The organism is Arthrobacter sp. B2a2-09, assembly GCF_027587375.1.
In the GTDB taxonomy this organism is placed as follows: domain Bacteria; phylum Actinomycetota; class Actinomycetes; order Actinomycetales; family Micrococcaceae; genus Arthrobacter.
In genome coordinates this window covers 140,858-164,060 of record NZ_JAMXIC010000009.1, presented here as the reverse complement: position 1 = coordinate 164,060, position 23,203 = coordinate 140,858, and the positions used below count along the sequence as shown (strand labels likewise).

17 protein-coding genes are annotated in these 23,203 nt (G+C 65.0%); 5 read left to right on the top strand and 12 right to left on the bottom strand.

Features of this window, described 5'->3' with window-relative positions; genetic code table 11:
* Nucleotides 1-449: 449 nt before the first annotated feature.
* Nucleotides 450-1,760, bottom strand: a complete 1,311-nt coding sequence (tyrS, locus tag NFJ07_RS12330) for a tyrosine--tRNA ligase (protein WP_269994697.1) — start codon at nucleotides 1,758-1,760, stop codon at nucleotides 450-452.
* A gap of 44 nt (nucleotides 1,761-1,804) precedes the next feature.
* Nucleotides 1,805-4,033, bottom strand: coding sequence for an AAA family ATPase (locus tag NFJ07_RS12325; protein ID WP_269994695.1), 2,229 nt, complete (start codon nucleotides 4,031-4,033; stop codon nucleotides 1,805-1,807).
* Between the two features lie 158 nt (nucleotides 4,034-4,191).
* Here NFJ07_RS12325 and NFJ07_RS12320 point away from each other — a divergent pair, with 158 nt between their 5' ends.
* A complete protein-coding gene (locus NFJ07_RS12320) occupies nucleotides 4,192-4,827 on the top strand; it encodes a GNAT family N-acetyltransferase (protein WP_269994694.1) in 636 nt (211 codons plus the stop codon).
* A gap of 31 nt (nucleotides 4,828-4,858) precedes the next feature.
* Here the strand turns inward: NFJ07_RS12320 and NFJ07_RS12315 are convergent, their stop codons facing one another.
* Nucleotides 4,859-5,509 carry a DNA-3-methyladenine glycosylase gene (locus NFJ07_RS12315; protein WP_269994693.1) on the bottom strand — a complete coding sequence of 217 codons (651 nt, stop codon included), beginning with the start codon at nucleotides 5,507-5,509 and terminating at the stop codon, nucleotides 4,859-4,861.
* 95 nt (nucleotides 5,510-5,604) lie between these two features.
* Between NFJ07_RS12315 and NFJ07_RS12310 the strand changes: the two genes are divergently transcribed.
* Nucleotides 5,605-7,170, top strand: a complete 1,566-nt coding sequence (locus NFJ07_RS12310; RefSeq protein ID WP_269994692.1) for an AlkA N-terminal domain-containing protein — start codon at nucleotides 5,605-5,607, stop codon at nucleotides 7,168-7,170.
* Here NFJ07_RS12310 and NFJ07_RS12305 read toward each other — a convergent pair.
* The 9 genes from NFJ07_RS12305 to argC all read right to left on the bottom strand — a co-directional run bounded on the left by NFJ07_RS12305 (nucleotide 7,076) and on the right by argC (nucleotide 16,766).
* The gene (locus NFJ07_RS12305; RefSeq protein WP_269994691.1) at nucleotides 7,076-7,813 is read right to left on the bottom strand and encodes a maleylpyruvate isomerase family mycothiol-dependent enzyme; all 738 of its coding nucleotides are present in this window, start codon (nucleotides 7,811-7,813) and stop codon (nucleotides 7,076-7,078) included. The genes NFJ07_RS12310 and NFJ07_RS12305 overlap by 95 nt on opposite strands.
* Nucleotides 7,814-7,946: 133 nt before the next feature.
* Nucleotides 7,947-9,374 (bottom strand): argininosuccinate lyase, encoded by a 1,428-nt coding sequence (argH, locus tag NFJ07_RS12300; protein ID WP_269994690.1) that lies wholly within the window; start codon nucleotides 9,372-9,374, stop codon nucleotides 7,947-7,949.
* A 5-nt stretch (nucleotides 9,375-9,379) separates the two neighbouring features.
* On the bottom strand, nucleotides 9,380-10,585 hold the full coding sequence (locus tag NFJ07_RS12295) for an argininosuccinate synthase (protein WP_269994689.1): 1,206 nt from the start codon (nucleotides 10,583-10,585) through the stop codon (nucleotides 9,380-9,382).
* A 104-nt stretch (nucleotides 10,586-10,689) separates the two neighbouring features.
* Complete coding sequence (locus NFJ07_RS12290) at nucleotides 10,690-11,226, bottom strand: arginine repressor (RefSeq protein WP_269994687.1); 537 nt, start codon at nucleotides 11,224-11,226, stop codon at nucleotides 10,690-10,692.
* The gene (argF, locus tag NFJ07_RS12285) at nucleotides 11,226-12,236 is read right to left on the bottom strand and encodes an ornithine carbamoyltransferase (RefSeq protein WP_269994686.1); all 1,011 of its coding nucleotides are present in this window, start codon (nucleotides 12,234-12,236) and stop codon (nucleotides 11,226-11,228) included. Before argF ends, NFJ07_RS12290 begins: the two co-directional genes overlap by 1 nt.
* Nucleotides 12,233-13,603, bottom strand: coding sequence for an acetylornithine transaminase (locus tag NFJ07_RS12280; RefSeq protein WP_269994685.1), 1,371 nt, complete (start codon nucleotides 13,601-13,603; stop codon nucleotides 12,233-12,235). The genes argF and NFJ07_RS12280 overlap by 4 nt, the downstream gene beginning before the upstream one ends.
* The gene (argB, locus tag NFJ07_RS12275) at nucleotides 13,600-14,559 is read right to left on the bottom strand and encodes an acetylglutamate kinase (RefSeq protein WP_269994683.1); all 960 of its coding nucleotides are present in this window, start codon (nucleotides 14,557-14,559) and stop codon (nucleotides 13,600-13,602) included. The genes NFJ07_RS12280 and argB overlap by 4 nt, the downstream gene beginning before the upstream one ends.
* 12 nt (nucleotides 14,560-14,571) lie before the next feature.
* Nucleotides 14,572-15,738 (bottom strand): bifunctional glutamate N-acetyltransferase/amino-acid acetyltransferase ArgJ, encoded by a 1,167-nt coding sequence (argJ, locus tag NFJ07_RS12270; protein WP_269994681.1) that lies wholly within the window; start codon nucleotides 15,736-15,738, stop codon nucleotides 14,572-14,574.
* On the bottom strand, nucleotides 15,735-16,766 hold the full coding sequence (argC, locus tag NFJ07_RS12265) for an N-acetyl-gamma-glutamyl-phosphate reductase (RefSeq protein ID WP_269994680.1): 1,032 nt from the start codon (nucleotides 16,764-16,766) through the stop codon (nucleotides 15,735-15,737). The genes argJ and argC overlap by 4 nt, the downstream gene beginning before the upstream one ends.
* A gap of 188 nt (nucleotides 16,767-16,954) precedes the next feature.
* Between argC and NFJ07_RS12260 the strand changes: the two genes are divergently transcribed.
* The 3 genes from NFJ07_RS12260 to NFJ07_RS12250 all read left to right on the top strand — a co-directional run bounded on the left by NFJ07_RS12260 (nucleotide 16,955) and on the right by NFJ07_RS12250 (nucleotide 23,174).
* Nucleotides 16,955-18,043, top strand: a complete 1,089-nt coding sequence (locus tag NFJ07_RS12260) for a fatty acid desaturase family protein (RefSeq protein ID WP_269994678.1) — start codon at nucleotides 16,955-16,957, stop codon at nucleotides 18,041-18,043.
* Nucleotides 18,044-18,168: 125 nt separating this feature from the next.
* Entirely contained in the window at nucleotides 18,169-19,134 is a 966-nt protein-coding gene (locus NFJ07_RS12255; protein ID WP_269994676.1) for a quinone oxidoreductase family protein, read from the top strand.
* A gap of 152 nt (nucleotides 19,135-19,286) precedes the next feature.
* Nucleotides 19,287-23,174 (top strand): Pls/PosA family non-ribosomal peptide synthetase, encoded by a 3,888-nt coding sequence (locus NFJ07_RS12250; RefSeq protein WP_442865351.1) that lies wholly within the window; start codon nucleotides 19,287-19,289, stop codon nucleotides 23,172-23,174.
* Nucleotides 23,175-23,203: the final 29 nt, after the last annotated feature.

The window sequence follows — 23,203 nt, the reverse complement described above, 5'->3', positions numbered from 1 at the left end:
CAAAATCAACCAATTCATAAAAACAAATCGGTATCAACAAACTTGGCACACTATTGAGTTCTCAAACAACAGACACAATCCGATTACTTCTCGGAACAATTCAATTGAATTCGTTCCGCATTTCCTCGCTGCGATGTTTCTACTTTATTTCATTCATTTCCACTTTGCAAATCCAGGATTTCTCCGGAAATTCACCCAAGCGAATCGAATTTCCCCACAGAGTCGATAAATTATCCGATTCCCAGACTTTCGTCTAAACCGGATCATTCACATTCGATGGGATTTTGTCGCAATTTATCCGCTTCAGCGGCAGCGACTCAGAAAACGATACACGCTCCCCCGGAGCCGCGCAAGTCGGACCGGAGGAGCGTGCAGTAGAGCGTACATATTCAGACTTGGCGCGCCCACACAGCGGAACAGGTGGAACACGCCATGGAGTCAAGTAAGCGTCAGACGGTCACTTCGACAGTCGCCAGATTCTTCTTCCCACGGCGCAACAACAGGTACCGGCCGTGAAGCAGTTCCGCCTGGTCGATGACGGCATCGGGGTCGGTTACCTTGCTGTTGTTCACGTAGGCGCCACCCTCCCCCACCGTGCGCCGAGCAGCGGACTTGCTCTCGGACAGTCCGGACGCAACCAGGAGGTCCACGATGCCCAGGCCATCAGCGCCGATCGAGGCAGACGGCAGCTCGGCAGTTGCGGACGCCAAGGTCACCTCGTCCAGAACCGAGAGATCGCCGTTGCCGAACAGGGCAGCCGAAGCGGCGATCACCTTCTCCGTCGCGTCCACTCCGTGAACCAGCGAAGTGACTTCGTAGGCAAGCCTGCGCTGGCCCTCGCGTGCGAACGGACGTTCGGCAACAGCGGCTCCAAGTTCCTCAATCTCGGCGCGGCTCAGGAAAGTGAAGACCTTGAGGCGGTCAACGACGTCGGCATCCGCGGTGTTGAGCCAGAACTGGTAGAACGCGTAGGGGCTGCACATGCGGGCGTCGAGCCAAATGGCGTTGCCTTCGCTCTTACCGAACTTGGTGCCGTCCGAGTTGGTGATGAGGGGCGTGCCCAAGGCGTGGACGGTCTTCCCATCGACCTTGCGGATCAGCTCCGTGCCACTCGTGAGGTTGCCCCACTGGTCCGAGCCACCGGTCTGCAACACGCAACCGTAGTCGCGGTTGAGCTGGAGGTAATCCATGCCCTGCAGGATCTGGTAGCTGAACTCGGTGTAGCTGATGCCCTCATCGGAGCTGAGGCGGGAGGCAACAGCATCCTTGCGGAGCATGGTACCCACACGGAAGTGCTTGCCGATTTCACGCAGGAAATCGATGGCACTCAGGGGTGCGGTCCAGTCAAGGTTGTTCACCATGCGCGCGGCGTTGTCTCCCTCGAAGCTGAGGAAGCGGCGGACCTGGGCCTGAAGGTAGCCAACCCACTCCGAAACGGTGTCCTTGGTGTTCAAGGTGCGTTCCGCCGTCGGGCGCGGATCGCCGATCAGGCCGGTGGAGCCGCCCACCAGACCGAGCGGCTTGTGCCCGGCCAACTGCAGGCGGCGCATGAGAAGGAGCTGGACGAGGTTGCCAAGGTGCAGGGACGGCGCCGTGGGGTCGAAGCCACAGTAATACGTGATCGGGTCCCCGGCGAGCAGCTTTTCCAATTCCGTTTCATCAGTGGAAACGTGGATAAGGCCGCGCCATTTGAGCTCTTGCCAGATATTGGCAAAGCCCGGGTCGTTGTGCTGGGACTCGAGGTTGTTTACGTGTGACACGAGTTCTAAGTTAGCAGGATTGCCGTTCAGCTTGCTTGCATGGCTCAGCGCTCGATACCCGCAGGCAACGGAGCGGCGGTAATGAGGCGCAGCCGCTGGGTCGGACGGGTCATGGCGACGTAGAGATCGCCCACCTTCCCGTGTTCGTGGTTCAGCATGGCAGCCGGCTCAAGAACCACCACGCCATCGAACTCGAGGCCCTTGGCTTCCCTGGGGCTGATGACCACGATGTCCTGGGAGTAGCTGCCCGCTCCGGTGCCCACACGGTGGCCATACACCCCACGGAGCGCGGCAGCGGCCCGAGGCAGGAGGGCGCCGTCGGCAATCACGGCGAGAAGGCCGCCGTCGATCGCTTCCAGTTCTTCCGGAAGGATTTCGACGAGACGGTCCACCATCCCGGTTTCGTCCACGCGGTCCACGATGGGCGACCATTTGCCTTCACGGACGGCCTTGGGAGCCGAGACAACCAGGCCTGCGCGGTTCGCCATGCGGACTGCCGCTTCGGCGATCTGCGAAGGGGTGCGGTAGTTGACGGTGAGTTCTTCGAGCTGCCAGCGGTCCCCGAACGACGGCGCGAGGGCACTATGCCAGGAATTCGCGCCGGCCGAGGAACTCGTCTGGGCGATGTCGCCGACGATCGTGAAGGACTTCAAGGGGCAGCGGCGGACCAAAAGCCGCCACTGCATGGGCGAAAGTTCCTGGGCTTCGTCCACCACGATGTGCCCGAACGCCCACGAACGGTCGCTCGTGGCTCGTTCTGCCGCGGTCAGTCGCGTTTCGCGTTCCTGGTTCTGGTCCGCCAGTTCCTCGGCCGTCATCAACACGTCGACGCCCATGGCCTCCATGTTGACCAGGGTCTGCTTGGCGTTGGCGATGTCGCGGGCACGGTCGTGCTCTTGCTGCGCCAGTCCCCTGCCGGCGGCAGCATCCAGCTCGCCCAGGAGCTCAGCGGCCTCGTCGAGCAGCGGAACATCGGCTTCCGTCCACGGCGCATCCGCGGGGCGAAGCAAGAGGGCACGCTGGGACGGCGTGAGGTGCGGTGTGCAGGCTTCCAGGATGGCAGGCTTGCTGAAGAGCTCGGAAACGAGCTTCTCGGGCGTCATGGGCATCCAGCACAGGTTCAGGACGATCCTGACATCGCGTGCCGAGCGGACGTCTTCGGCGAGGTAGGAACGGTCGGCATTGTTGCCGATGTTCGATTCTTCGACGATCTCTGTCAACTGCTCCGTGAGTTCGCGCAGCAGGATCTTCACGAACGTCACGCGTGCTTCGTTGTGCGGCTTGCCGGTGGCGCGGGCCCTGTCCCGGGCGCGGCGGACTTGCCGCACGGACAGCGTGAGCTTGCGGGAATCGACCTCGAGGATGCGGTCCCCGGCGGGAGTCCGCTGCCGGTTGGCCACGGCATTGGCAATGACCTCCGCCATGTTCAGCTTGCCCTTGAGCGCTGCGACGTCGGGATCCGCTTCCGGGACGGCATGGATACCGGGCATGAGGCGGCCCAGGCTCGCCATGACGACGCCGGTCTCGCCGAGGGAAGGCAGAACCCGCTCGATGTAGTGCATGAACGACGAGGAAGGTCCAACAAGCAGCACCCCCGCGGACTTCAGGCGGTCACGGTGGGTGTACAGCAGGTAGGCGGCGCGGTGGAGCGCGACGGCCGTCTTGCCGGTACCGGGACCGCCTTGGACAACCAAGGCCCCCGACATGGACGAACGGATGATCCGGTCCTGCTCGGACTGGATGGTGCCGACGATGTCCGACATGCGGCCGGTGCGCTTGGAATTCAGGGCGGCAAGGAGTGCGCCTTCGCCTTGGAGGGAGGCGTTGTCCGCCAGCATGCTGGCATCCAGGACATCGTCTTCGATCGCCTTGACCTCGCGGCCTTGCAGGATCAGGTGACGACGACGGCGGACGCCCTGCCGGTCGAAGGCGGTCGCCTGGTAGAAGTGGCCGGCTTCCGGGGCGCGCCAGTCGACCATAAGCCGCTGGAGGTCCGCCGTGGACAGTCCGATGCGCCCGATGTACTGCGCCTCGCCGGTGTCCAGGTCAAGGCGCCCGAACACGAGACGGTCGTCGACGGCGTCGAGCTGGGCGAGGCGGTCCTCGTACAGTGCCGCGAAGGCGTCCCTTTCGGAAACGTTCTGCATGGTGCCCACCGCTCCGGCGCGCCGGACCTGCGCCAGCTGTTGGCGCTTTTCCTCCCGCAGCTCATCCAGGCGCGAGTAGAGACCGGCCACGTACTCCCGCTCGTGGATCAAATCAGCGTCGTGCATCGAAACGTTCCCCTATCGAAAAAGACGGACCGTCCATTCTACAGCGGTTTTGCTTGACGCGCGTGAAACTGCCCGCACGCCGGTGCGTCACACAATGTTCACCCGGCGCTAACCTCCTGAGCTTTTCGATCGGCACCCAGTGGTGCTTAAATGCTGCAATGCAGCACGACGTTGCCCTGACGCGACACGGCATCAGCCTGGTCCCACTCTCCCCCGCACATGCCGGTCCGCTCTTCGATTTTGTGGACTCCGGGATGTGGTCCGGCATGGCCGCTGAGCAGCCTTTAAGCGCTGCGGAACTGGCCGAACTCTTCGCAGCCCGCCTCGAAGATCCGGCAACCATACCGTTCGCCGTCGTCGAGCAGCGGACGGGAGCCCTGCTCGGGACCACCTCCCTGTGTGAGTACAGTCCACGCCAGCAACGCCTTGAAATCGGCGGCACCTTCTACGGGCGCCCGTTTTGGGGCAGCCACGTCAATCCGGCCGCGAAACAACTACTGCTGGCCCATTCCTTCGATGTACTGGACGTCCACCGGGTTGGCTTCCGTTGCGATGCGCGCAACACGCGCAGCGCCTCGGCCATTCAGCGGCTGGGCGCCAGCTACGAAGGCACGCTGCGCGGACACCGCTTCGCCCCCGACGGCACCCGCTGCGACACGGCCGTTTTCTCGATCCTGCAGGAAGAATGGCCCCAAGTACGTGAGTCGTTGCTTGGCCGCCTGGCGCCCTTCGAATTGCCCGACAACCACTGTGCGTATGTCGCCGAACCGACCCGGAACGAACACGCTGCTTGAAGGATTCCTCCTGGGCCCCCTAGAAAGGCTCCTAGACGGCGCGGCTCCGGCCCGGCTTGTAGCGGGACACCGTGGGGTCCCCGGAGAGCCAAAACCGCCACGGGTAGTCGGCGGAACCGCCGTCGCCGGATACTCCTACCCGGAGACCGCTCGCGACTGCTGATTGCGCCGCCGGGGTGACCGGAAGTTCGAGGCCGAACGGCTCAGCCAGGGCATCGCGGCCGCTGTCCGCCGTGGTCAGGCCCAAAGCGGAGGCAAGCCGGGCGGGCCCGCTTGCCAGGTCGGTCAGCGATCTCGACGCCGGACGGCGGGACTGCGCGAGGGCTTGCCCGGCCACCACCTCCCCTGCCCGCAACAGCAGGGCGGATGCAACGCCGTCGGGACCGCAGACAATGTTGGCGCAATAGTGCATGCCATACGTGAAGTAGACGTAGAGGTGGCCGGCCGGACCGAACATAGGAGCGTTCCGGGCGGTGGGGCCGCCAAAGGTATGGGATCCAGGATCGGGTTGGGCTGAGTCCCGCGGACCCAGATACGCCTCCACCTCGCTGAGCCGGACGGATACCGTGCCCTGAGGAGTCTGGTGGCTCAGCACTGCGCCCAGGAGCAAAGGGGCAACGTCCCGCGGATCTCCGGAAAGGAGCGCCCGGATGGCCTCCGGGGATGCGCCCTGCATTGTCATGCCCAGACCCTAGCAAGAATCCGAGGGCTAAAGCCCCCAGCGGCGACGTCCGATTTCCGCTAGGAAGGGCCTGCCGATGCTGAAAGGATGAAGTCATGGACTTTTGGCAACGCTACCGTGCCATCGATGCGCGGGATCCCCGGTTCGACGGACAGTTCTTCATCGCCGTCCGCTCGACGGGCATCTACTGCCGGCCGTCGTGCCCGGCACGGACACCCAAGGCCGAAAACGTGACGTTCTACGAGACCTCGGCCGCGGCGCACGAGGCCGGGTACAGGGCGTGCAAACGCTGCCTTCCGGAGGCGGTTCCGGGCACGCCCGCGTGGAACCTGCGCTCGGACCTCGCCGGCAGGGCGATGCGGCTCATCAACGACGGCGCGATATCCCGGGTCGGCGTCGAAGGGCTCGCCACCAGGCTGGGTTACTCCTCCCGCCAGCTCAATAGGATCCTCAGCCATGAACTCGGTGCCGGGCCGTTGTCCTTGGCGCGGGCCAGCCGCGCACAGACGGCCAGGACGCTCTTGGTCTCGACCTCGATGAAACTCTCGGACGTGGCGTTCGCCGCCGGGTTCAACAGTGTCCGCCAGTTCAACGACACCATCAACGAAGTCTTCGCCCTGACTCCTACAGCACTCCGGGCCACAGCGAAGCCCTCTGGCCATCAAGGCAAGCAGGGCGAGGCTACCTCCCTGACCCTCAACCTCCCGTACCGGGAGCCTTTCGACACGGGGATTTTCGATTTCCTTGCGGCCCGCGCGGTTCCCGGCGTCGAGCTGGCCAGTCCAACCACCTATACGCGAACCCTCCGCTTGCCCCGCGGCAATGCGGCGTTCACGGTGGAGTACGACGCCGGGGCGCGCGGCGGCGCGCTGACCCTCGCCGTCAGCACCTTGGACCTCCACGATCTTCCCGTGCTCCTAAGCCGGGTGCGGCGATTGTTCGATCTCGATGCCGATCCCGTGGCCGTGGACGAGGCGTTGGCCTCCGATGCCAGGCTCGGCCCGTCGGTCCGTGACACGCCCGGGATCAGGGTCCCGGGCGCCGTGGATCCCAAGGAGCTGCTGATCCGGGCGATGATCGGCCAGCAAATCACAGTAGCCGCGGCTCGCACGGCTTTGACCCAACTTTCCGACGCCGGAACCCGCCTGCCGGAAGGGCACGCAGGACATGCACTAGGCCTGGATCGCTTGTTTCCTACGGCCGAGGAGATCGCGCGCTCGGGCCGGGAACTGTTGAAGGGTCCGCAGCGCCGCATAGATTCCGTGCTGGCCGCGGCGGGGGCCATGGCCAGCGGCGAGCTCGACTTCGACTACGGCGACGACCCCCACACGCTGGCGGACAAGCTCTTGCCGCTGCCCGGCGTCGGACCATGGACCGTGGGCTATGTGGCGATGAGGGTCATCGGCGATCCGGACGTTTTCCTTGCCAACGATGCCGCGGTTCGGAACGGCCTCAAGAATCTAGCGGCCGCGGAAGGCCTGCCTGCCGACTTCCGCAACGTGAGCCCGTGGCGTTCCTACGCAACGATGCACCTGTGGAGGGCAGCGGCACGCAAACGGGGAAGCGCTAGTGCGCCGCGGGAACGCTTGATGGCCACGGGAGAAGTTCCGGCAAGTCAACGCCGTCCGCGTCGGCAGAGGCCCGCAGGCTCCCCAGGGTAGGCGTGCGCCCGGCGAGCCAGGCGGCGATATCAGTGATCATGCCGTTGATGGCAACGGACTGCCGCCCCGAGCCGATGACCAACTGCGGGAGGCCCAGGGGCTGAAGCACGAATTTCTGGTCGACCGGCACACGGGCCGAGAGGAAATCGAAGAGATGCTCGCAGAATTGCCGGCTCCAGGCCTCGGGGCCGCGACCGACTCCCAGATCCGTGACGTGGATGACCAGTTCGCGCCAGAGCGCCAGGCCACCGTCGAGCACTGTTCCATTCCGGAAGCTGATCCGGGTGTTCCAGCCGGACTCCACGAGTCCGTCGAAGGCCCTCAGGGCCCGGGCGAGGGCAGCTTCCGTGGCGGCACGGTGTTCAGCGAGGCTGTGGCTCGCCGCCAGCTCGATGGCCTTCGTACGGCCCTCGTAGCCGCCGTCGTAGATGTCGATGGTCTCGCCGCGCGCGGCGTATTCCAGCTGCCTGGCCATGGCGTTCGCGATGCCGGCAATGTGAGCCAGCACGTGGCCGCGGGTCCACCCGGGCAGCTCGGAGGGAGCTGCGACATCGGCGTCGTCGAGTTTGGCGACAACGTCGGTGACAGTGCCGGCTGCTTTGTGGAGCTCGGCAAGAAGCGCTGAGGTAGTGATCTCGGTCATAGCGCCATAATATCCGACAGAGTTAACGGCGCTTAACGAGGATTAACTGACAACGAGAAGGTAGTTCGCGGCAATGTTTTCAATAAACACTGCCGCGAACTGCCCTCTCGATTGCTGGAATGGCCCCTTTTGCTTAGCCTGCGTAGCCCCGAACCGCTGCGAGTTCCGCTTCGAGCGCAAGCAGTTGGCGCTCGACGGCGGCCGGCGCCGTTCCGCCCTGGGAGTTGCGGCTGTTGAGCGAACCTTCGGTGCTGAGCACGGTGCGGACCTCGGGCGTCAGGTGCTCCGAAATGCCCGCGTACTCTTCATCCGTCAGATCCCACAGTTCAACGCTGCGTCCCTCAGCCAGCTTCACCGCGGCACCGGAGAGCTCGTGCGCCTCCCGGAACGGCACGCCCTGGCGGACAAGCCACTCGGCGATGTCCGTGGCAAGTGCGAAGCCTTGCGGTGCCAGGGATGCCATGCGCTCGGTATTGAAGGTGAGCGTGGCGATCATGCCGGAGACCGCCGGGAGCAGCACCTCCAAGGTGTCCGCGGCGTCGAAAACCGGTTCCTTGTCTTCCTGCAGATCGCGGTTGTACGCGAGCGGCAGGCCCTTGAGCGTTGCCAACAGGCCGGCCAGGTTGCCAATGAGGCGCCCGGCCTTGCCGCGAGCGAGTTCAGCGACATCCGGGTTCTTCTTCTGCGGCATGATCGAAGACCCCGTGGAGTACGAATCATGGAGCGTGACGAAGGAGAACTCCTTGGTGGCCCACAGGATGATTTCCTCGGAGACCCGCGATAGGTCGATTCCGATCATCGAGCAGATCCACGCGAACTCGGCGAAGACATCGCGCGAGGCAGTGCCGTCGATCGAGTTGTGGACCGCCGAGAAGAAGCCGAGATCCGCAGCGACGGCCTCAGGATCCAGGCCGAGCGAGGAACCAGCCAAGGCACCGGAACCGTACGGCGAGACGCCGGCGCGCTTGTCCCAGTCCTGGAACCGCTGCACGTCGCGCAACAGTGCCCAGGCGTGGGCCAGAAGGTGGTGGCTCAGCAGGACTGGTTGGGCATGCTGCAGGTGGGTCCGGCCGGGCATGGCAACGCCCTGGTGGGCTTTGGCCTGCTCAACGAGGGCGTCGATCGTGGCGAGCACACCGCGGGCGATGATGCGGGCGTGGTCGCGCAGGAACATGCGGCCCAACGTGGCCACCTGGTCGTTGCGGGAACGGCCTGCCCGGAGCTTGCCGCCCAAATGGGTTCCCGCGCGCTCAATGAGCCCGCGTTCGAGGGAACCGTGGACGTCCTCATCGCTCTCGGCGGGCTGGTAGGCGCCGCTCGCGACGTCGTCATCCAGCAGGGTGAGCGCCGCGAGCATGCCTTCGAGTTCGCCGTCGTCCAGCAGCCCCGCCTTGTGCAGCACGCGGGCATGCGCCTTGGAACCGGCGATGTCGTAGCGGGCCAGCCGCCAGTCGAAATGCGTGGACTTGCTCAGCGCGGCAAGCGCATCTGCCGGGCCGCCGGCGAACCGGCCGCCCCACAGTGCACCAGTATTTGTTGCTTCCGATTTTTGCTCAGCCACAGGGGCTACTCTCCTGCAACCCGCAGGTCGCGGCCTGCGGCAACCTTGGAGGACATGCCCCACAGCTCGATGAAGCCCTTGGCCTGCGACTGGTCGAAGGTATCGCCGGTGTCGTAGGTGGCGAGGTCGAAGTCGTAGAGCGAGGTGTCGGAGCGGCGGCCGTTGACGATGGCCTGGCCGCCGTGCAGGACCATGCGGATGTCGCCGGAGACGTACTTCTGGGTGTCCTCGATGAAAGCATCCAGGGAGCGCTTGAGCGGGGAGAACCACTGGCCGTCGTAGACCAGCTCGGACCAACGCTGGCCGACCGTGGCCTTGAAGCGGGCCTGCTCGCGCTCGATGGTGACGTCCTCGAGGTGCTTGTGGGCCGTGATGAGGGCCATCGCGCCCGGAGCTTCGTAGATTTCGCGGGACTTGATGCCGACCAGGCGGTCCTCGACGACGTCGATGCGGCCAACGCCCTGGGCACCGGCGCGGCGGTTCAGTTCCTGGATGACCTGGAGCGGAGTGCGCTTGACACCGTCGATGGCCACCGGGACGCCGGCTTCGAAGGTGATGGTGACTTCGTCCGGTGCCGGCGGGAATTCCGGGGTGGCCGTGTAGTCGTAGATGTCCTTGGTGGGAGCGTTCCAGATGTCCTCGAGGTAGCCGGTTTCGACGGCGCGTCCCCAGACGTTCTGGTCGATCGAGTACGGGTTCTTCTTGGTGGTCTCGATCGGCAGTCCCTTTTCCTCGGCGAAGGCAATGGCCTTGTCACGGGTCAGGGCGAGGTCGCGGACGGGTGCGATGCACTTCAAGTCCGGGCCCAGGGTCTGGATGCCGACCTCGAAGCGGACCTGGTCGTTGCCCTTGCCCGTGCAGCCATGCGCAACGGTGGTGGCACCGAATTCGCGGGCGGCCTTGACGAGGTGCTTGACGATCACGGGGCGTGAAATCGCCGAAACCAGCGGGTAGTGGCCCTGGTAGAGGGCGTTCGCCTTCAGCGTGGGCATGGCGTATTCGTTTGCGAATTCGTCGCGGGCGTCGGCCACGTAGGCCTCGACGGCGCCGCAGCCGAGGGCGCGCTGGCGGATGGTCTCCAGCGACTCGCCGCCCTGTCCGACGTCGACGGCCACAGCGATGACCTCGGCACCGGTGGCTTCACCGATCCAGCCGATGGCTACGGATGTATCAAGGCCACCGGAGTAGGCCAGAACAATGCGCTCAGTCACGAGAGTGCTCCTTTGTTGTTGCTTGGTTCTTTTGAGTCAATGCTTGGGTCGGGCCGAAGGCCCGGGTGGAACAGGTGCCGGAATGGTTCAGTTGCCGGTCTGGACTAGTTCCCCGGTCCGGCTTCCTGGGCCAACTGGAGGAATCGGGCCGCCAGTTGGGCCCCGCCGTCGGGATCCCTGGCAACCAAAAGCAAGGTGTCGTCGCCTGCGATCGTACCCAATACAGACGGCATCACCGAGTGGTCGATGGCCAGGGCGAGGAAGTTGGCGGCACCCGGCGGCGTCCGCAGCACCACAATATTGCCCGAAGCCTCGGCGGTGACCAGTAGCTCGCCGCAGAGGCGCGACAGTCGCGCGTCCAGGATTTCCTGGGTGACGCCGCTTTTGGCATTGCGGTCACCACCCTCGCCGGGCACCGCGTAGACCAGTGCACCCTCCTTGCCGCGCACGCGAACCGCCCCCAGTTCCACCAGGTCCCTGGAGAGGGTCGCCTGGGTGACCTGCACGCCGTCGTCCGCCAGCAGGGCCGCGAGCTCTGCCTGCGAGCGCACCGACTGACCGGTCAGGATCGAGGTGATCCGCGCCTGCCGGGCAGTCTTGGTGGCGGGGCTGGCGCCTTGCGACGCCGGGTGGGTGGACACTAGTTGCCGCCCTCCGCGGCCGCCACGGACGCACCCACTGGGGCGAGGCCTTCCACAACGGCAAGACCGGACTGGTGCATCAGCCAGGCCATGAGCGCCTTCTGGGCGTGCAGGCGGTTCTCGGCTTCGTCCCAGACGATGGACTGGGGCCCGTCGATAACACCGGCGGAGATCTCGTAGCCTCGGTAGGCGGGCAGGCAGTGGAGAACGACGGCGTCCGGCGCGGCCAGCGCCATGGCAGCCTCGTCCACGGAGTACTCGCGGAAGAGCTGCATCCGCGCTTCTTTTTCGGCTTCCTGGCCCATGGACACCCAAGTGTCGGTAGCGACGACGTCGGCACCATGGAGGGCTTCCGTGGCGTCCGTGGTGATGAGCACGGAACCGCCGGTCTCGGCAGCGCGGTCCTCCGCGGCGGCAACGATGTCAGCGGCCGGCAGGTAGCCTTCCGGACCCGAGATCCGGACGTGCATGCCCGCCGTGACACCTGCCAACAAATAGGAGTTGGCCATGTTGTTCGCGGCATCGCCCAGGTAGGCCATGGTGAGGCCCTTGAGTTCGCCCTTGTGCTCCTTGACCGCCAGGAGGTCTGCGAGGAGCTGGCAGGGGTGATAGTCATCGCACAGGGCGTTGATGACGGGAACCTTGGAGTTTTCGGCCATGGCTACGAGGCCGGAGTGCGCGCCGGTACGCCACACGATGGTGGAGACCATCCGCTCGAGGACCTTTGCCGTGTCCTCCACGGATTCCTTATGGCCGATCTGCGCCTCGCCCGGATTGATGATGAGCGCGTTGCCACCCATGTCCGCGACGCCTGTGGCGAAGGAGACACGGGTACGGGTGGAGGTCTTGTCGAATATGACGGCGACCGTCTTGCGTCCGTTGCCGTCAGCTGCGAATGGTTGGACGCTGTACGGGGCGGCCTTCATTCGCACGGCGAGCTCGAGCACTTCGGCTTGCTCGGCCGGTGTGAGGTCCGTGTCCTTGAGGAAATGACGGGTGGTGGTGTTCACTGTGCGTCCTTAGCATTCAGGGGTGCAGCGTTCAGGGGTGCAGCGGTCTGGGCGGATGCCGCCTCGATGATGCCGGGCAGCGCGTCGAGGAAACGGTCGGCTTGCTCGACGGTCAGGATGAGCGGCGGAGCAAGCCGGATGGTGCGCGGGCCGGGGCTGTTGATGATGAAGCCCGCGTCGAGCGCGGCAGTCACCATGGCGGGCGCGATGTCGGCGTCAAGGTCGAAACCGATCAGGAGGCCTTCACCCCGCACTTCGGTGACGGCGTCGACGTCGGACAGTCCAGCCCGCAGCCGCGCGCCGACGGCGAGCACGTTCGCCAGCACTCCCTGGCTTTCGATGGCATGCAGGGTGGCGAGGGCGGCGGCCGTGGCCACCGGGTTCCCGCCGAACGTGGTGCCGTGCTGGCCCGCGGTCAGGAGCGACGACGACGGCTCGCCGAAGGTGATGAGCGCGCCGACCGGGAAGCCGCCGCCCAGGCCTTTCGCGAGGGTCACGGCGTCCGGGACGATTCCGGCATCTTCGCTGGCCAACCATTTGCCGGTCCGGCCGATTCCGGTCTGGACCTCGTCCAGGATCAGCAGCGCTCCGGCAGCGGTGGTGGCTTCGCGGGCCGCTTGCAGGTACTCGACACTGAGCGGGCGGACACCGGCTTCGCCCTGGATGGGCTCGAGGAACACTGCGGCCGTGGTTTCATCGACGGCGGTACGGAGCGCCTCGATGTCGCCGAATGGAATGTGGACGACGCCGCCGGGCAGCGGTTCGAAAGGTGCCCTGTAGGCTTCCTTGGCGGTCAAGGCGAGCGCGCCCATCGTGCGGCCGTGGAAGGCACCTTCAAGGGCGATGATCTTGGTGCGCTTGGCTGACTTTGCGCCGGCAGGCGCTTCACTGTTGCGCCGCGCCAGCTTGAACGCGGCTTCGTTGGCCTCGGTGCCGGAGTTCGCGAAGAACACCTTGGATCCGGCAGGAGCCTTGGTGATGGCCAGCAGCTTCTCGGCGAGGGCGATCTGTGTAGGGCTCGTGAAGAAATTGGAGACGTGCCCGAGTGTGGCCAGCTGGCTGGCGATGACCGAGGTCACGAACGGGTGGGCATGGCCCAGGGCGTTCACGGCAATGCCACCCAGGAGGTCCAGGTATTCCTTGCCGTCGGCGTCCCACACGAGGGCCCCTGCACCACGGACCAAGACCCGCTGCGGGGTGCCGAAGACGCCCGTGAGCGAAGAAGAATAGCGGGCCAACCAGTCGGCTCCCGTGCTGTGCCCAGTCCCCAGCAGCTCCCCCTCCTCGCCAGCTCGGACGGGGACCCCGGCTGCAGTGGGCCCTGCTATTGATGGCGTTTCGACCAGTTCTGCTTCGTTGGCGGTCATGAGTTCACTTCCTCGTCGGGGACAACCTGGGTTCCGATGCCCGCGGTCGTAAAAGTTTCCAGGAGCATGGAGTGTGGCAAGCGACCATCCACGATGTGCGCCCGCTCCACTCCTTCATCGATGGCCTTCAAACAGGCCGCCATTTTCGGGATCATGCCGGACTCCAGGCGCGGCAACATCTCCCGCAACTCCGTGGCCGTCAGAGAGGAGATGAGCGAGGACTTGTCCGGCCAGTTGGCGTAGAGGCCCTCGACGTCGGTCAGGATGACCAGCTTGGATGCGCCCAGCGCGGAGGCGACCGCCGCCGCAGCGGTGTCCGCGTTGACGTTGAGGACCTGCCCCGTAGTGGAGCCCGTGCCATCCCCTTCGTCAAGGATCTCGGGAGCAACCGTGGAAATCACCGGGATCCGGCCGGCACCGAGGATGTCCTCGATACCCGTGGGATCAACGCCTACGACTTCGCCCACCAGGCCGAGGTCCACTTCCTGCCCGTCCACCACGGTGCCGGTGCGCACGGCGCGCAGGAGTCCGCCATCTTCACCGGACATCCCCACTGCGTAAGGACCGTGGGAGTTGATGAGGCCCACCAGTTCGCGGCCCACTTGTCCGGTGAGCACCATGCGGACCACGTCCATGGCCTCGGGGGTGGTGACGCGCAGGCCGCCCTTGAACTCGGATTCGATGCCTAGCCGGCCCAGCATCGAGTTGATCTGCGGGCCACCCCCGTGCACTACGACGGGGTGGATACCCACATGGTGCAGGAAGACGATGTCCTCCGCGAAGGCGCGTCGGAGTTCCTCGTTGACCATGGCATTGCCGCCGTACTTGATCACCATGGTGGTGCCGGCGAAGCGCTGGATCCACGGCAGCGCCTCGATCAGGGTCGCGGCCTTGTCCTGGGCTGTTTTTGCCGAATCGGCGCCGATCGACGTATTTTCGCGAGTGTGCGCAGTCATGGTCATCCCCGTCTAGCTCGAGTAGGCGCTGTTCTCATGCACGTACTCGTGCGTGAGGTCGTTGGTCCAGATGGTGGCCTCGGCGTCGCCGGCCTGCAGATCGATTTCCACGAGCACCTCGCGGGGCTCAAGATCAACCAGGTTGCGGTCGTCGCCGATGCTGCCGTTGCGGCAGATCTGGATGCCGTTCATGGAGACGTTGAGCTGGTCCGGTTCGAAGACGGCGTCCGTGGTGCCCACCGAGGACAGGACGCGGCCCCAGTTGGGGTCCTTGCCGAAGATGGCGGTCTTGAAGAGGTTGGAGCGGGCTACGGCACGGCTGACGATTTCGGCGTCGCGCTCGCTCGCCGCGTTGAAGGTACGGATGGCGATGTCGTGGCTGGCACCCTCGGCGTCACCGATCAGCTTGCGGGCAAGCTCGGCGCACACCTGGGTGATTCCGGCACCAAGCTGTTCGGCGGACGGGATTGCCTCGGAGGCCCCTGAGGCCAACAGGACAACAGTGTCGTTGGTGGACATGCAGCCGTCCGAGTCCGTGCGGTCGAAGGTGACGCGCGTGGCGTCGCGGAGCACGACGTCGAGCTCTTCCGCCGGGACCTGGGCATCCGTGGTGAGCACCACCAGCATGGTTGCAAGGCCCGGTGCCAGCATGCCGGCCCCCTTCGCGATTCCCCCGACCGTGAATGTGTTGCCTTCGGCATCGGTGCCGGTGAAGACTGCTTCCTTCGCCACGCTGTCCGTGGTCATGATCGCCGTAGCCGCGGCGGGACCGCCGTTCTCGGAGAGTTCCGCGAAAGCCGCGTCGATGCCCGGGATGATCTTGTCCATCGGCAGTTGCTCACCGATGAGTCCGGTGGAGCAGACCACGACGTCGGAGGCAGAGATCCCGAGGATGGCCGCCACTTTCTCGGCGGTTGCGTGCGTATTTTGGAATCCCTGCGGACCAGTGCAGGCGTTGGCGCCGCCGGAATTCAGCACTACTGCGTCAACGCGCCCGTCGGAGAGAACCTGGCGGGACCAGTGGACGGGAGCCGCGGCGACGCGGTTGGAGGTGAAAACGGCTGCTGCGGCTTTCAGGGGGCCGTCGTTGACAACCAGGGCGAGGTCGGGGTTACCCGATGCCTTGATGCCGGCTTTGACGCCGGCGGCCCGGAATCCTTGGGGGGCGGTGATGGTCACGGGGCAACTCCTTGGACGTTGAGGCCGGCGGATTCGCCCAGGCCGAGGGCAATATTCATGGACTGCACAGCGCCGCCGGCGGTCCCTTTGGTCAGGTTATCGATGGCGCACGTGACAATCACACGGCCGGAATGCTCGTCGAAAGCCAACTGCATGACGGCGTGGTTGGAACCCTGCACCGATTTAGTGGTGGGCCACTGACCTTCGGGCAACAGGTGGACGAACGGTTCGTCGTCGTACGCTTCAGCCCAGGCACTGCGGAGTTCGGCGGCGGTGACGCCGGCCTTGACCTTTGCCGTTGCGGTGCTCAGGATGCCGCGGCTCATGGGTGCGAGGGTGGGAGTGAAGGACACCGTGACCTGTTCACCGGCGGCGTTGGAAAGTCCCTGTTCGATCTCGGGGGTGTGGCGGTGGCCGCCGCCCACGCCATAGGGACTCATGGAGCCCATGACCTCGGAACCGATGAGGTTGACCTTGGCCGCCTTGCCGGCACCCGAGGTGCCGGAGGCGGAAACAATCACGACGTCGTCCGGTTGGAGAAGCTTGTTGGCGAAGCCGGGCGTAAGGGCGAGGAGGGCCGACGTCGGGTAGCAGCCAGGCACCGCAATCCGCTTCGCCCCCTTCAGGGCGTCCCGCTGGCCGGGGAGTTCAGGCAGCCCGTAAGGCCAGGTGCCTGCATGGGCCGAGCCATAGAACTTTTCCCACGCCGCGGGGTCTTCGAGCCGATGGTCCGCGCCGGCGTCGATCACCAGAGTGCCTTCCGGCAACTGTGCCGCGATCCCGGCGGAAGCTCCATGCGGGAGCGCCAGGAACACCACATCGTGGCCAGCGAGGTTCTCCACGCTGGTGTCCTCGAGAATCCGGCTGGCCAAACCATGGAGATGTGGCTGCAACTCCCCTAGTCTGGAACCGGCATTGCTGTGCGCAGTGATGGCACCGATGGTGACGTCCGGATGGCCTGCCAGGAGGCGCAGCACCTCTCCCCCGGCATAGCCACTGGCACCGGAGACGGCAACAGAAATAGTCATGGCAAGACTATACAGCAAAACTATTCATGGTTGCCGATATTTATGCACGACTTTTTCGAAGCCCCCATCGAGGCCCGATCGGGATGGCACATCCGATTGGGGGCGTATGCTGAATAGAGGGTGATCTAGACCGTGCAGCCGATCGTCGGTTGCAGCGTTGCCCGTTATTTATTACGGGGCAACTGCATATGTCACAGACCTCCACTACCGAACGTCCTACTAAGAGCGTCCGGCCTCCTAACGCGGTCGTCCTCAGCTATTCCGAACTCCTCAAGACGGTCCGCGCGGAAGGGCTTTTGAAGCGCCGCGTTGGCTTCTATATCAGCGTTTTTGCGTCCTTGGTCCTCTTGCTGACCGGGACCTGGTTTGGCTTCGCGTTGATTGGCCCCAGCTGGTACCAGCTTCTCATCGCCGCAGCCCTGGGCATCCTTTGTACCCAGTTGAGCTTCCTGGCACATGAAGCCGGCCACCGCCAGATTTTTGCCTCCCGCAGGGCCAATGACTGGTCCGCCCGCATCCTGGCCACTTCGGTTGCCGGCATCAGCTACTCCTGGTGGGAACATAAGCACGGCGCACACCACAACAACCCGAATGTCATTTCCAAGGACCCGGACATCAAGACCGGAGCCCTTGCTTTCCACGTTGAAGCCGCTGCAGGCAGGCAGGGACGGTTCGCGTTCCTCACGCGCAGGCAAGGCTGGTTCTTCTTCCCGCTCCTCTTGCTGCTGGGCATCAGCCTGCAGTGGGAGTCCCTGATGTACATCCTCCGGCCCGGAGCCATCAAGCACCGCTGGGTGGAGACCCCCATCCTTCTGGCACGGCTTCTGGCACTGCCGGTCCTCGCCTTCACCTTCCTGCCGCTTGGCATGGCATTTGCCTTCCTGGGCGTCCAGATCATGGTGTTCGGCTTCTACATGGGTGCTTCCTTCGCCCCGAACCACAAGGGCATGCCGGTCCTCCCGGCAGACTCGCGCGTCGATTTCCTGCGTCGCCAGATTCTGACTGCCAGGAACATCTCCGGCGGACCCTTCATGAACATCCTCTTGGGCGGCCTCAACCACCAGGCGGAACACCACCTGTTCCCGGACATGGCCCGCCCCCATTTGCGCCGCGCCTCGGAGATCGTTCGAAGCTACTGCGAAAAGCACTCCATTCCCTACACCGAAACCACGTTGATGCAGTCGTACGCCATCGTCGTGCGGTACCTCAACGAGGTTGGACTTGCCGCGGGCCGCGGCTTTGACTGCCCCGTTGCATCCGCGCACGGCAGAGGCTGACACTGCAGAGGCACATTACGGCGAACCACTCCACTAAGCCGCTGACTGGACACTCTATGGACTCCGCTCCCTAGGATGGTTGTGTGAATGCGGGCACGAAAGTGCCTCGACGGAGAAGGAGACCTATGACGCACGCGATCATTGCCCGGCAAGCCGGAGGACCCGAAGTCCTCGAACTCACCGAGGCAGAGGTTCCGGCCCCGGGCCCGCGCCAGCTCCTCGTCAAGGTTGCAGCCGCTGGAGTGAACTTCATTGACACTTATCAGCGCAGTGGCATCTACAGGGTTGAATATCCGTTCACCCCCGGTTCCGAGTCGGCAGGCACCGTGGAGGCCATCGGCGCAGGCGTCGAAGACTTCGCCGTCGGGGACAGGGTCGCCACCGCTGAAGGATCACGCAGCTACGCGGGGTACACCCTGGTGGACGCCGACAAAGCGCTTCCGGTACCAGACGGCGTTGACGACCACACAGCGGCAGCCCTACCGCTGCAGGGAATGACCGCGCACTACCTGATCAACTCTTCTTTCCGCGTGGAACCGGGCCACACCGTCTTGACCCATGCCGGCGCCGGCGGCGTTGGACTCATCCTGACGCAGTTGCTCAAGGCCCGGGGCGCCCGGGTCATCACCACTGTCTCCTCAGACGAGAAGGAAGCCCTTGCCCGGGAAGCCGGCGCGGACGAAGTCCTGCGCTACACCGGATTTGCGGACAAGGTCCGCGAACTCACAGACGGCGAAGGCGTCAACGTGGTGTACGACGGCGTCGGCAAGGATACCTTTGACGGTTCCCTTGCGAGCCTGCGAATCCGCGGCTCGCTGGTCCTGTTCGGAGCGGCATCCGGACCGGTGCCTCCCTTTGACCCGCAGCGACTGAACGCGGGCGGATCGTTGTCCCTGACACGCCCGACGCTTGGCCACTTCCTCCAGAACCCGCAGGAACGGCGCTGGCGCTCGGCCGAAGTCTTCGGCGCTGCCGCCAGCGGCGCGCTCAAAGTCCGGATTGGCGGAACGTACCCGCTCGCCGAAGCCGCCCAGGCGCATCGCGACCTGGAAGCACGCAAGACCACGGGCAAGCTAGTGTTGGTCCCATAATCGAAGCAACGGCACCTTGGCTTCCCAATTAACATTGGGCTAAGGCATAGCAACGGTCACGGGACCGCTGACACTTTTTGTTCACCTCAATCCGAGAAGCTTCGAACGTGACCCAGGAACATGAAATCCCGGCGGACAGCCTGGAACTCCAAGTGGTGCATCTGCCCCAGCTGCAAGGCGCCACAGCTGCGCCGCCAGAGCGCACGCTCATTGATATCCTCCACGACACCGCCCTGACATTCCCGGAGGCCTCTGCCCTCGATGACGGGCACAAGTCGCTAAGCTACTCCGAGCTCATGGCACAGGTGCGTGGTTTTGCTGCCACGCTCAATACAGCCGGGCTGGGATCCGGAGACAAGATCGGCGTGCGGATTCCCTCCGGATCCAACGATCTCTACATCGCCATCCTCGCGATCCTCTCGATTGCGGCCGCCTATGTGCCGGTGGACGCGGACGATCCAGAGGAGCGGGCACGGCTGGTCTTTGGAGAAGCCAAAGTGTCTGCCGTCATCACCAAGGGCCGCAGGATCGAGGTGTCCGGGGAGCGCCCGGCACCGCACCCGGCTCCGCGTGCACCAGGGCTGGATGACGATTCCTGGGTCATCTTCACCTCAGGGTCCACCGGCACGCCCAAGGGTGTGGCGGTGCAGCACCGTTCGTCCGCTGCCTTTGTTGACGCCGAAGCCCGGCTCTTCCTCCAGCAAGATCCGATCGGGCCGCAGGACAGGGTCCTCGCCGGCCTTTCCGTGGCCTTCGACGCTTCGTGCGAAGAGATGTGGCTGGCTTGGCGGCACGGTGCCTGCCTCGTCCCGGCCCCGCGCGCCTTGGTGCGTTCCGGCATGGACCTTGGCCCGTGGCTTATCAACCACGGCATCACAGTGGTGTCCACCGTTCCTACGCTCGCTGCCCTGTGGCCGGCGGAAGCCCTCGAGAACGTGCGCCTGCTCATTTTCGGTGGCGAGGCCTGCCCTCCCGAACTCGCCGAGCGCCTCGCGGTGGACGGCCGCGAAGTGTGGAACACCTATGGCCCCACCGAAGCAACCGTCGTGGCCTGCGCGGCTCCCCTGGGCGGGGACGGCCCCGTCCGGATCGGATTGCCCCTGGACGGCTGGGACCTCGCCGTCGTCGACGCCGCTGGGGCTCCAGTCGCGGAAGGCGAGACGGGCGAACTGATCATCGGCGGCGTCGGACTGGCCCGCTACCTCGATCCGGCCAAAGACGCGGAAAAGTACGCCCCCATGCCGTCCTTGGGGTGGGAACGTGCATACCGCTCCGGCGACCTCGTCCGCTATGAGGAAGCCGGCCTCATCTTCCAAGGCCGCGCGGATGAACAGGTCAAGCTTGGCGGCCGGCGCATCGAACTCGGCGAGATCGACGCCGCCCTGCAGGCCCTCCCGGGAGTCGCAGGTGCCGCGGCTGCAGTCCGCACGACGGCGGCAGGGAACCAGATACTGGTCGGTTACCTGGCTCCGGCCGGACCCGAGGACATCGACCTCGGAGCTTCGCGCGAGTTGCTCACGGAAAGCCTGCCCGCTGCGCTGATTCCCCTGCTGACGGTGGTGGATTCGCTTCCGACGAAGACCAGCGGCAAAGTGGACCGGCATTCCCTTCCCTGGCCGTTGGCGGGCGCGGGCGCCGCGGATGCCGACAAGGCACCACTCAACCTGCCCGATGACGCCCAATGGGTGGTTGAACAATGGGAAAGCGTACTCGGCTCCAGCGTCACCTCGCTCGACGCCGACTTCTTCGCCTATGGTGGTGGCTCCCTCGCCGCGGCCCAGCTCGTCTCGGCGCTGCGCGTGCGCTACCCCACCATCACTGTGGCCGAAATCTACGCAACACCTCGCGTCGGCGCCCTGATCGACGCCGCGCGGCAGTCACTGCCGGAAGGCGGCATCCAAGGGCCAGCGGCCGAGCGCACGGTTCGCCCCACCTCCCGGAAATCGCAGATCTTCCAGACCCTGATGGGGATTTTCCTCAACATCCTGGTGGGCATGCGTTGGCTCACCTATCTCATGGCCGCGAACCATTTGCTGGCCGACTTCGCCGGTTTCACAGCCGCTCCCGTGGTGTCCTGGTGGTGGATCCTTGCGTCCTGGCTGGTGTTCGTCAGCCCGCCGGGACGCATGGCAATCTCGATCCTGGCCGCGCGAACCCTCTTGCGTGGTGTCCAGCCCGGAACCTACCCGCGCTCGGGCAAAGTCCACTTGAAGCTGTGGCTGGCCGAACAGATCCAGGATCTTTCGGGCGCCATCAGCCTCGCCAGCGCACCGTGGGTTCCCTACTACGCGAGGGCGCTGGGGGCGAAGATCGGGAACAACGTCCATTTGCACTCCTTGCCTCCGGTCACAGGACTGCTGTCGTTGGGCAGCGGCTGCAACATCGAGCCCGAAGTGGATCTCTCCGCCTGGTGGATCGACGGTGACTACGTCCACATCGGCGCCATCCATGTAGGTGCCGGCGCCACGGTGGGCTCCCGGAGCACGCTTATGCCTGGAACCAGCATCGGCGCTGGTGCGCGTGTGGAGCCCGGTTCCGCAGTGTTGGGCAAGGTCAAGGCCGGGCACCTTGTTGCCGGCTCCCCCGCCGAACGCCGTGGCAAAGCCAAGAATGGATGGCCCGAGACCCCGTCCTCACACCATCTGATCGGCCGGCTCTGGTTTGCGGCGTTCGCTGCGGCTTCGGCGCTGCTTGCCTTGATCCCTTATATCTCTGCATTCGTCGCCGCCAGCGTCCTCCTGGCCTTCATCCAAGGCAGGAATTCCCTGCAGGATGCCTTCCCGGAACTCCTGCTTGCCATCCCCTTGGCGGCTCTGGCCTGGTTCCTGTGTAATCTCCTGCTGATCCTGGCGACCACCCGGATGCTCGGCGTCGGCCTCAAGGAGGGGTACTATCGCGTCCGCAGCCGCGTCGGCTGGCAGGTTTGGGCCACTGAACGGGTGCTGGACATGGCACGCGACCTGCTCTTCCCCATCTACGCAAGCCTTTTTACCCCTGTGTGGCTGCGGCTGCTAGGTGCCAAAGTAGGCCGTAACGTGGAGGCGTCCACGGTGCTGCTGCTGCCACGCATGACGACCATCGGCGAAGGCGCGTTCCTCGCCGACGACACCATGGTGGCTTCCTACGAGCTCGGCGGCGGCTGGATGAAGATTGCTCCGGCCAAGATCGGCAAACGCTCGTTCCTGGGTAATTCCGGCATGACTGCCGCGGGCCGAAGCGTTCCCAAGAACTCACTGGTCGCGGTGCTGTCCGCCACGCCGGCCAAGGCAAAATCGGGCACCTCCTGGCTGGGCAGTCCGCCTGTCAGGCTGCGACGGACAGCCGTCAATGCAGATCAGAGCCTCACCTTCAACCCGCCGCTGGCCCTGAAGACCAAACGGGCCCTGTGGGAACTGTGCCGGCTGGTGCCCGTGATCCTGACGGTGGGGATCGCCGTCGGTATCATGCTGGTCCTCGACTGGATCGCCACTGAGTCCTCCTACTGGCTCGCAGCGGTCCTTGGGGGCGTCGTGGTCCTCGCCGCAGGTGCCGTGGCCGCGGCAAGTTCTGTCGCCGCGAAGTGGATTTTGGTGGGACGCATCAAAGAGGGCGAGCATCCCCTGTGGAGCTCGTTCATCTGGCGCAACGAAGTGGTGGACACCTTCATCGAGATGGTCAGCGCTCCCTGGTTTGCGCGTTCGGCATCCGGCACGCCGGCGTTGGTGTGGTGGCTCCGGGCGCTCGGTGCGAAAATCGGCCGGGGTACGTGGTGCGAGAGCTACTGGCTACCCGAAGCCGACCTGGTCACGCTCGGCGAAAGCTCCACGGTCAACCGTGGCTGCGTGGTCCAGACACACCTCTTCCACGACCGCATCATGAGCATAGACACCGTGGTCCTGGGGGACGGCGCCACGATGGGCCCGCACGGCGTCATCCTGCCGCGGGCCAGCATCGGGGCCGGCGGAACGGTGGGACCGGCGTCGCTGGTCATGCGCGGCGAGACTGTTCCCGCGGGCACATACTGGATGGGCAACCCCGTCAGCCCCTGGTCCGGGCCGTAGCGTAGATTGGCAAGAGGACCGGTGAAAAC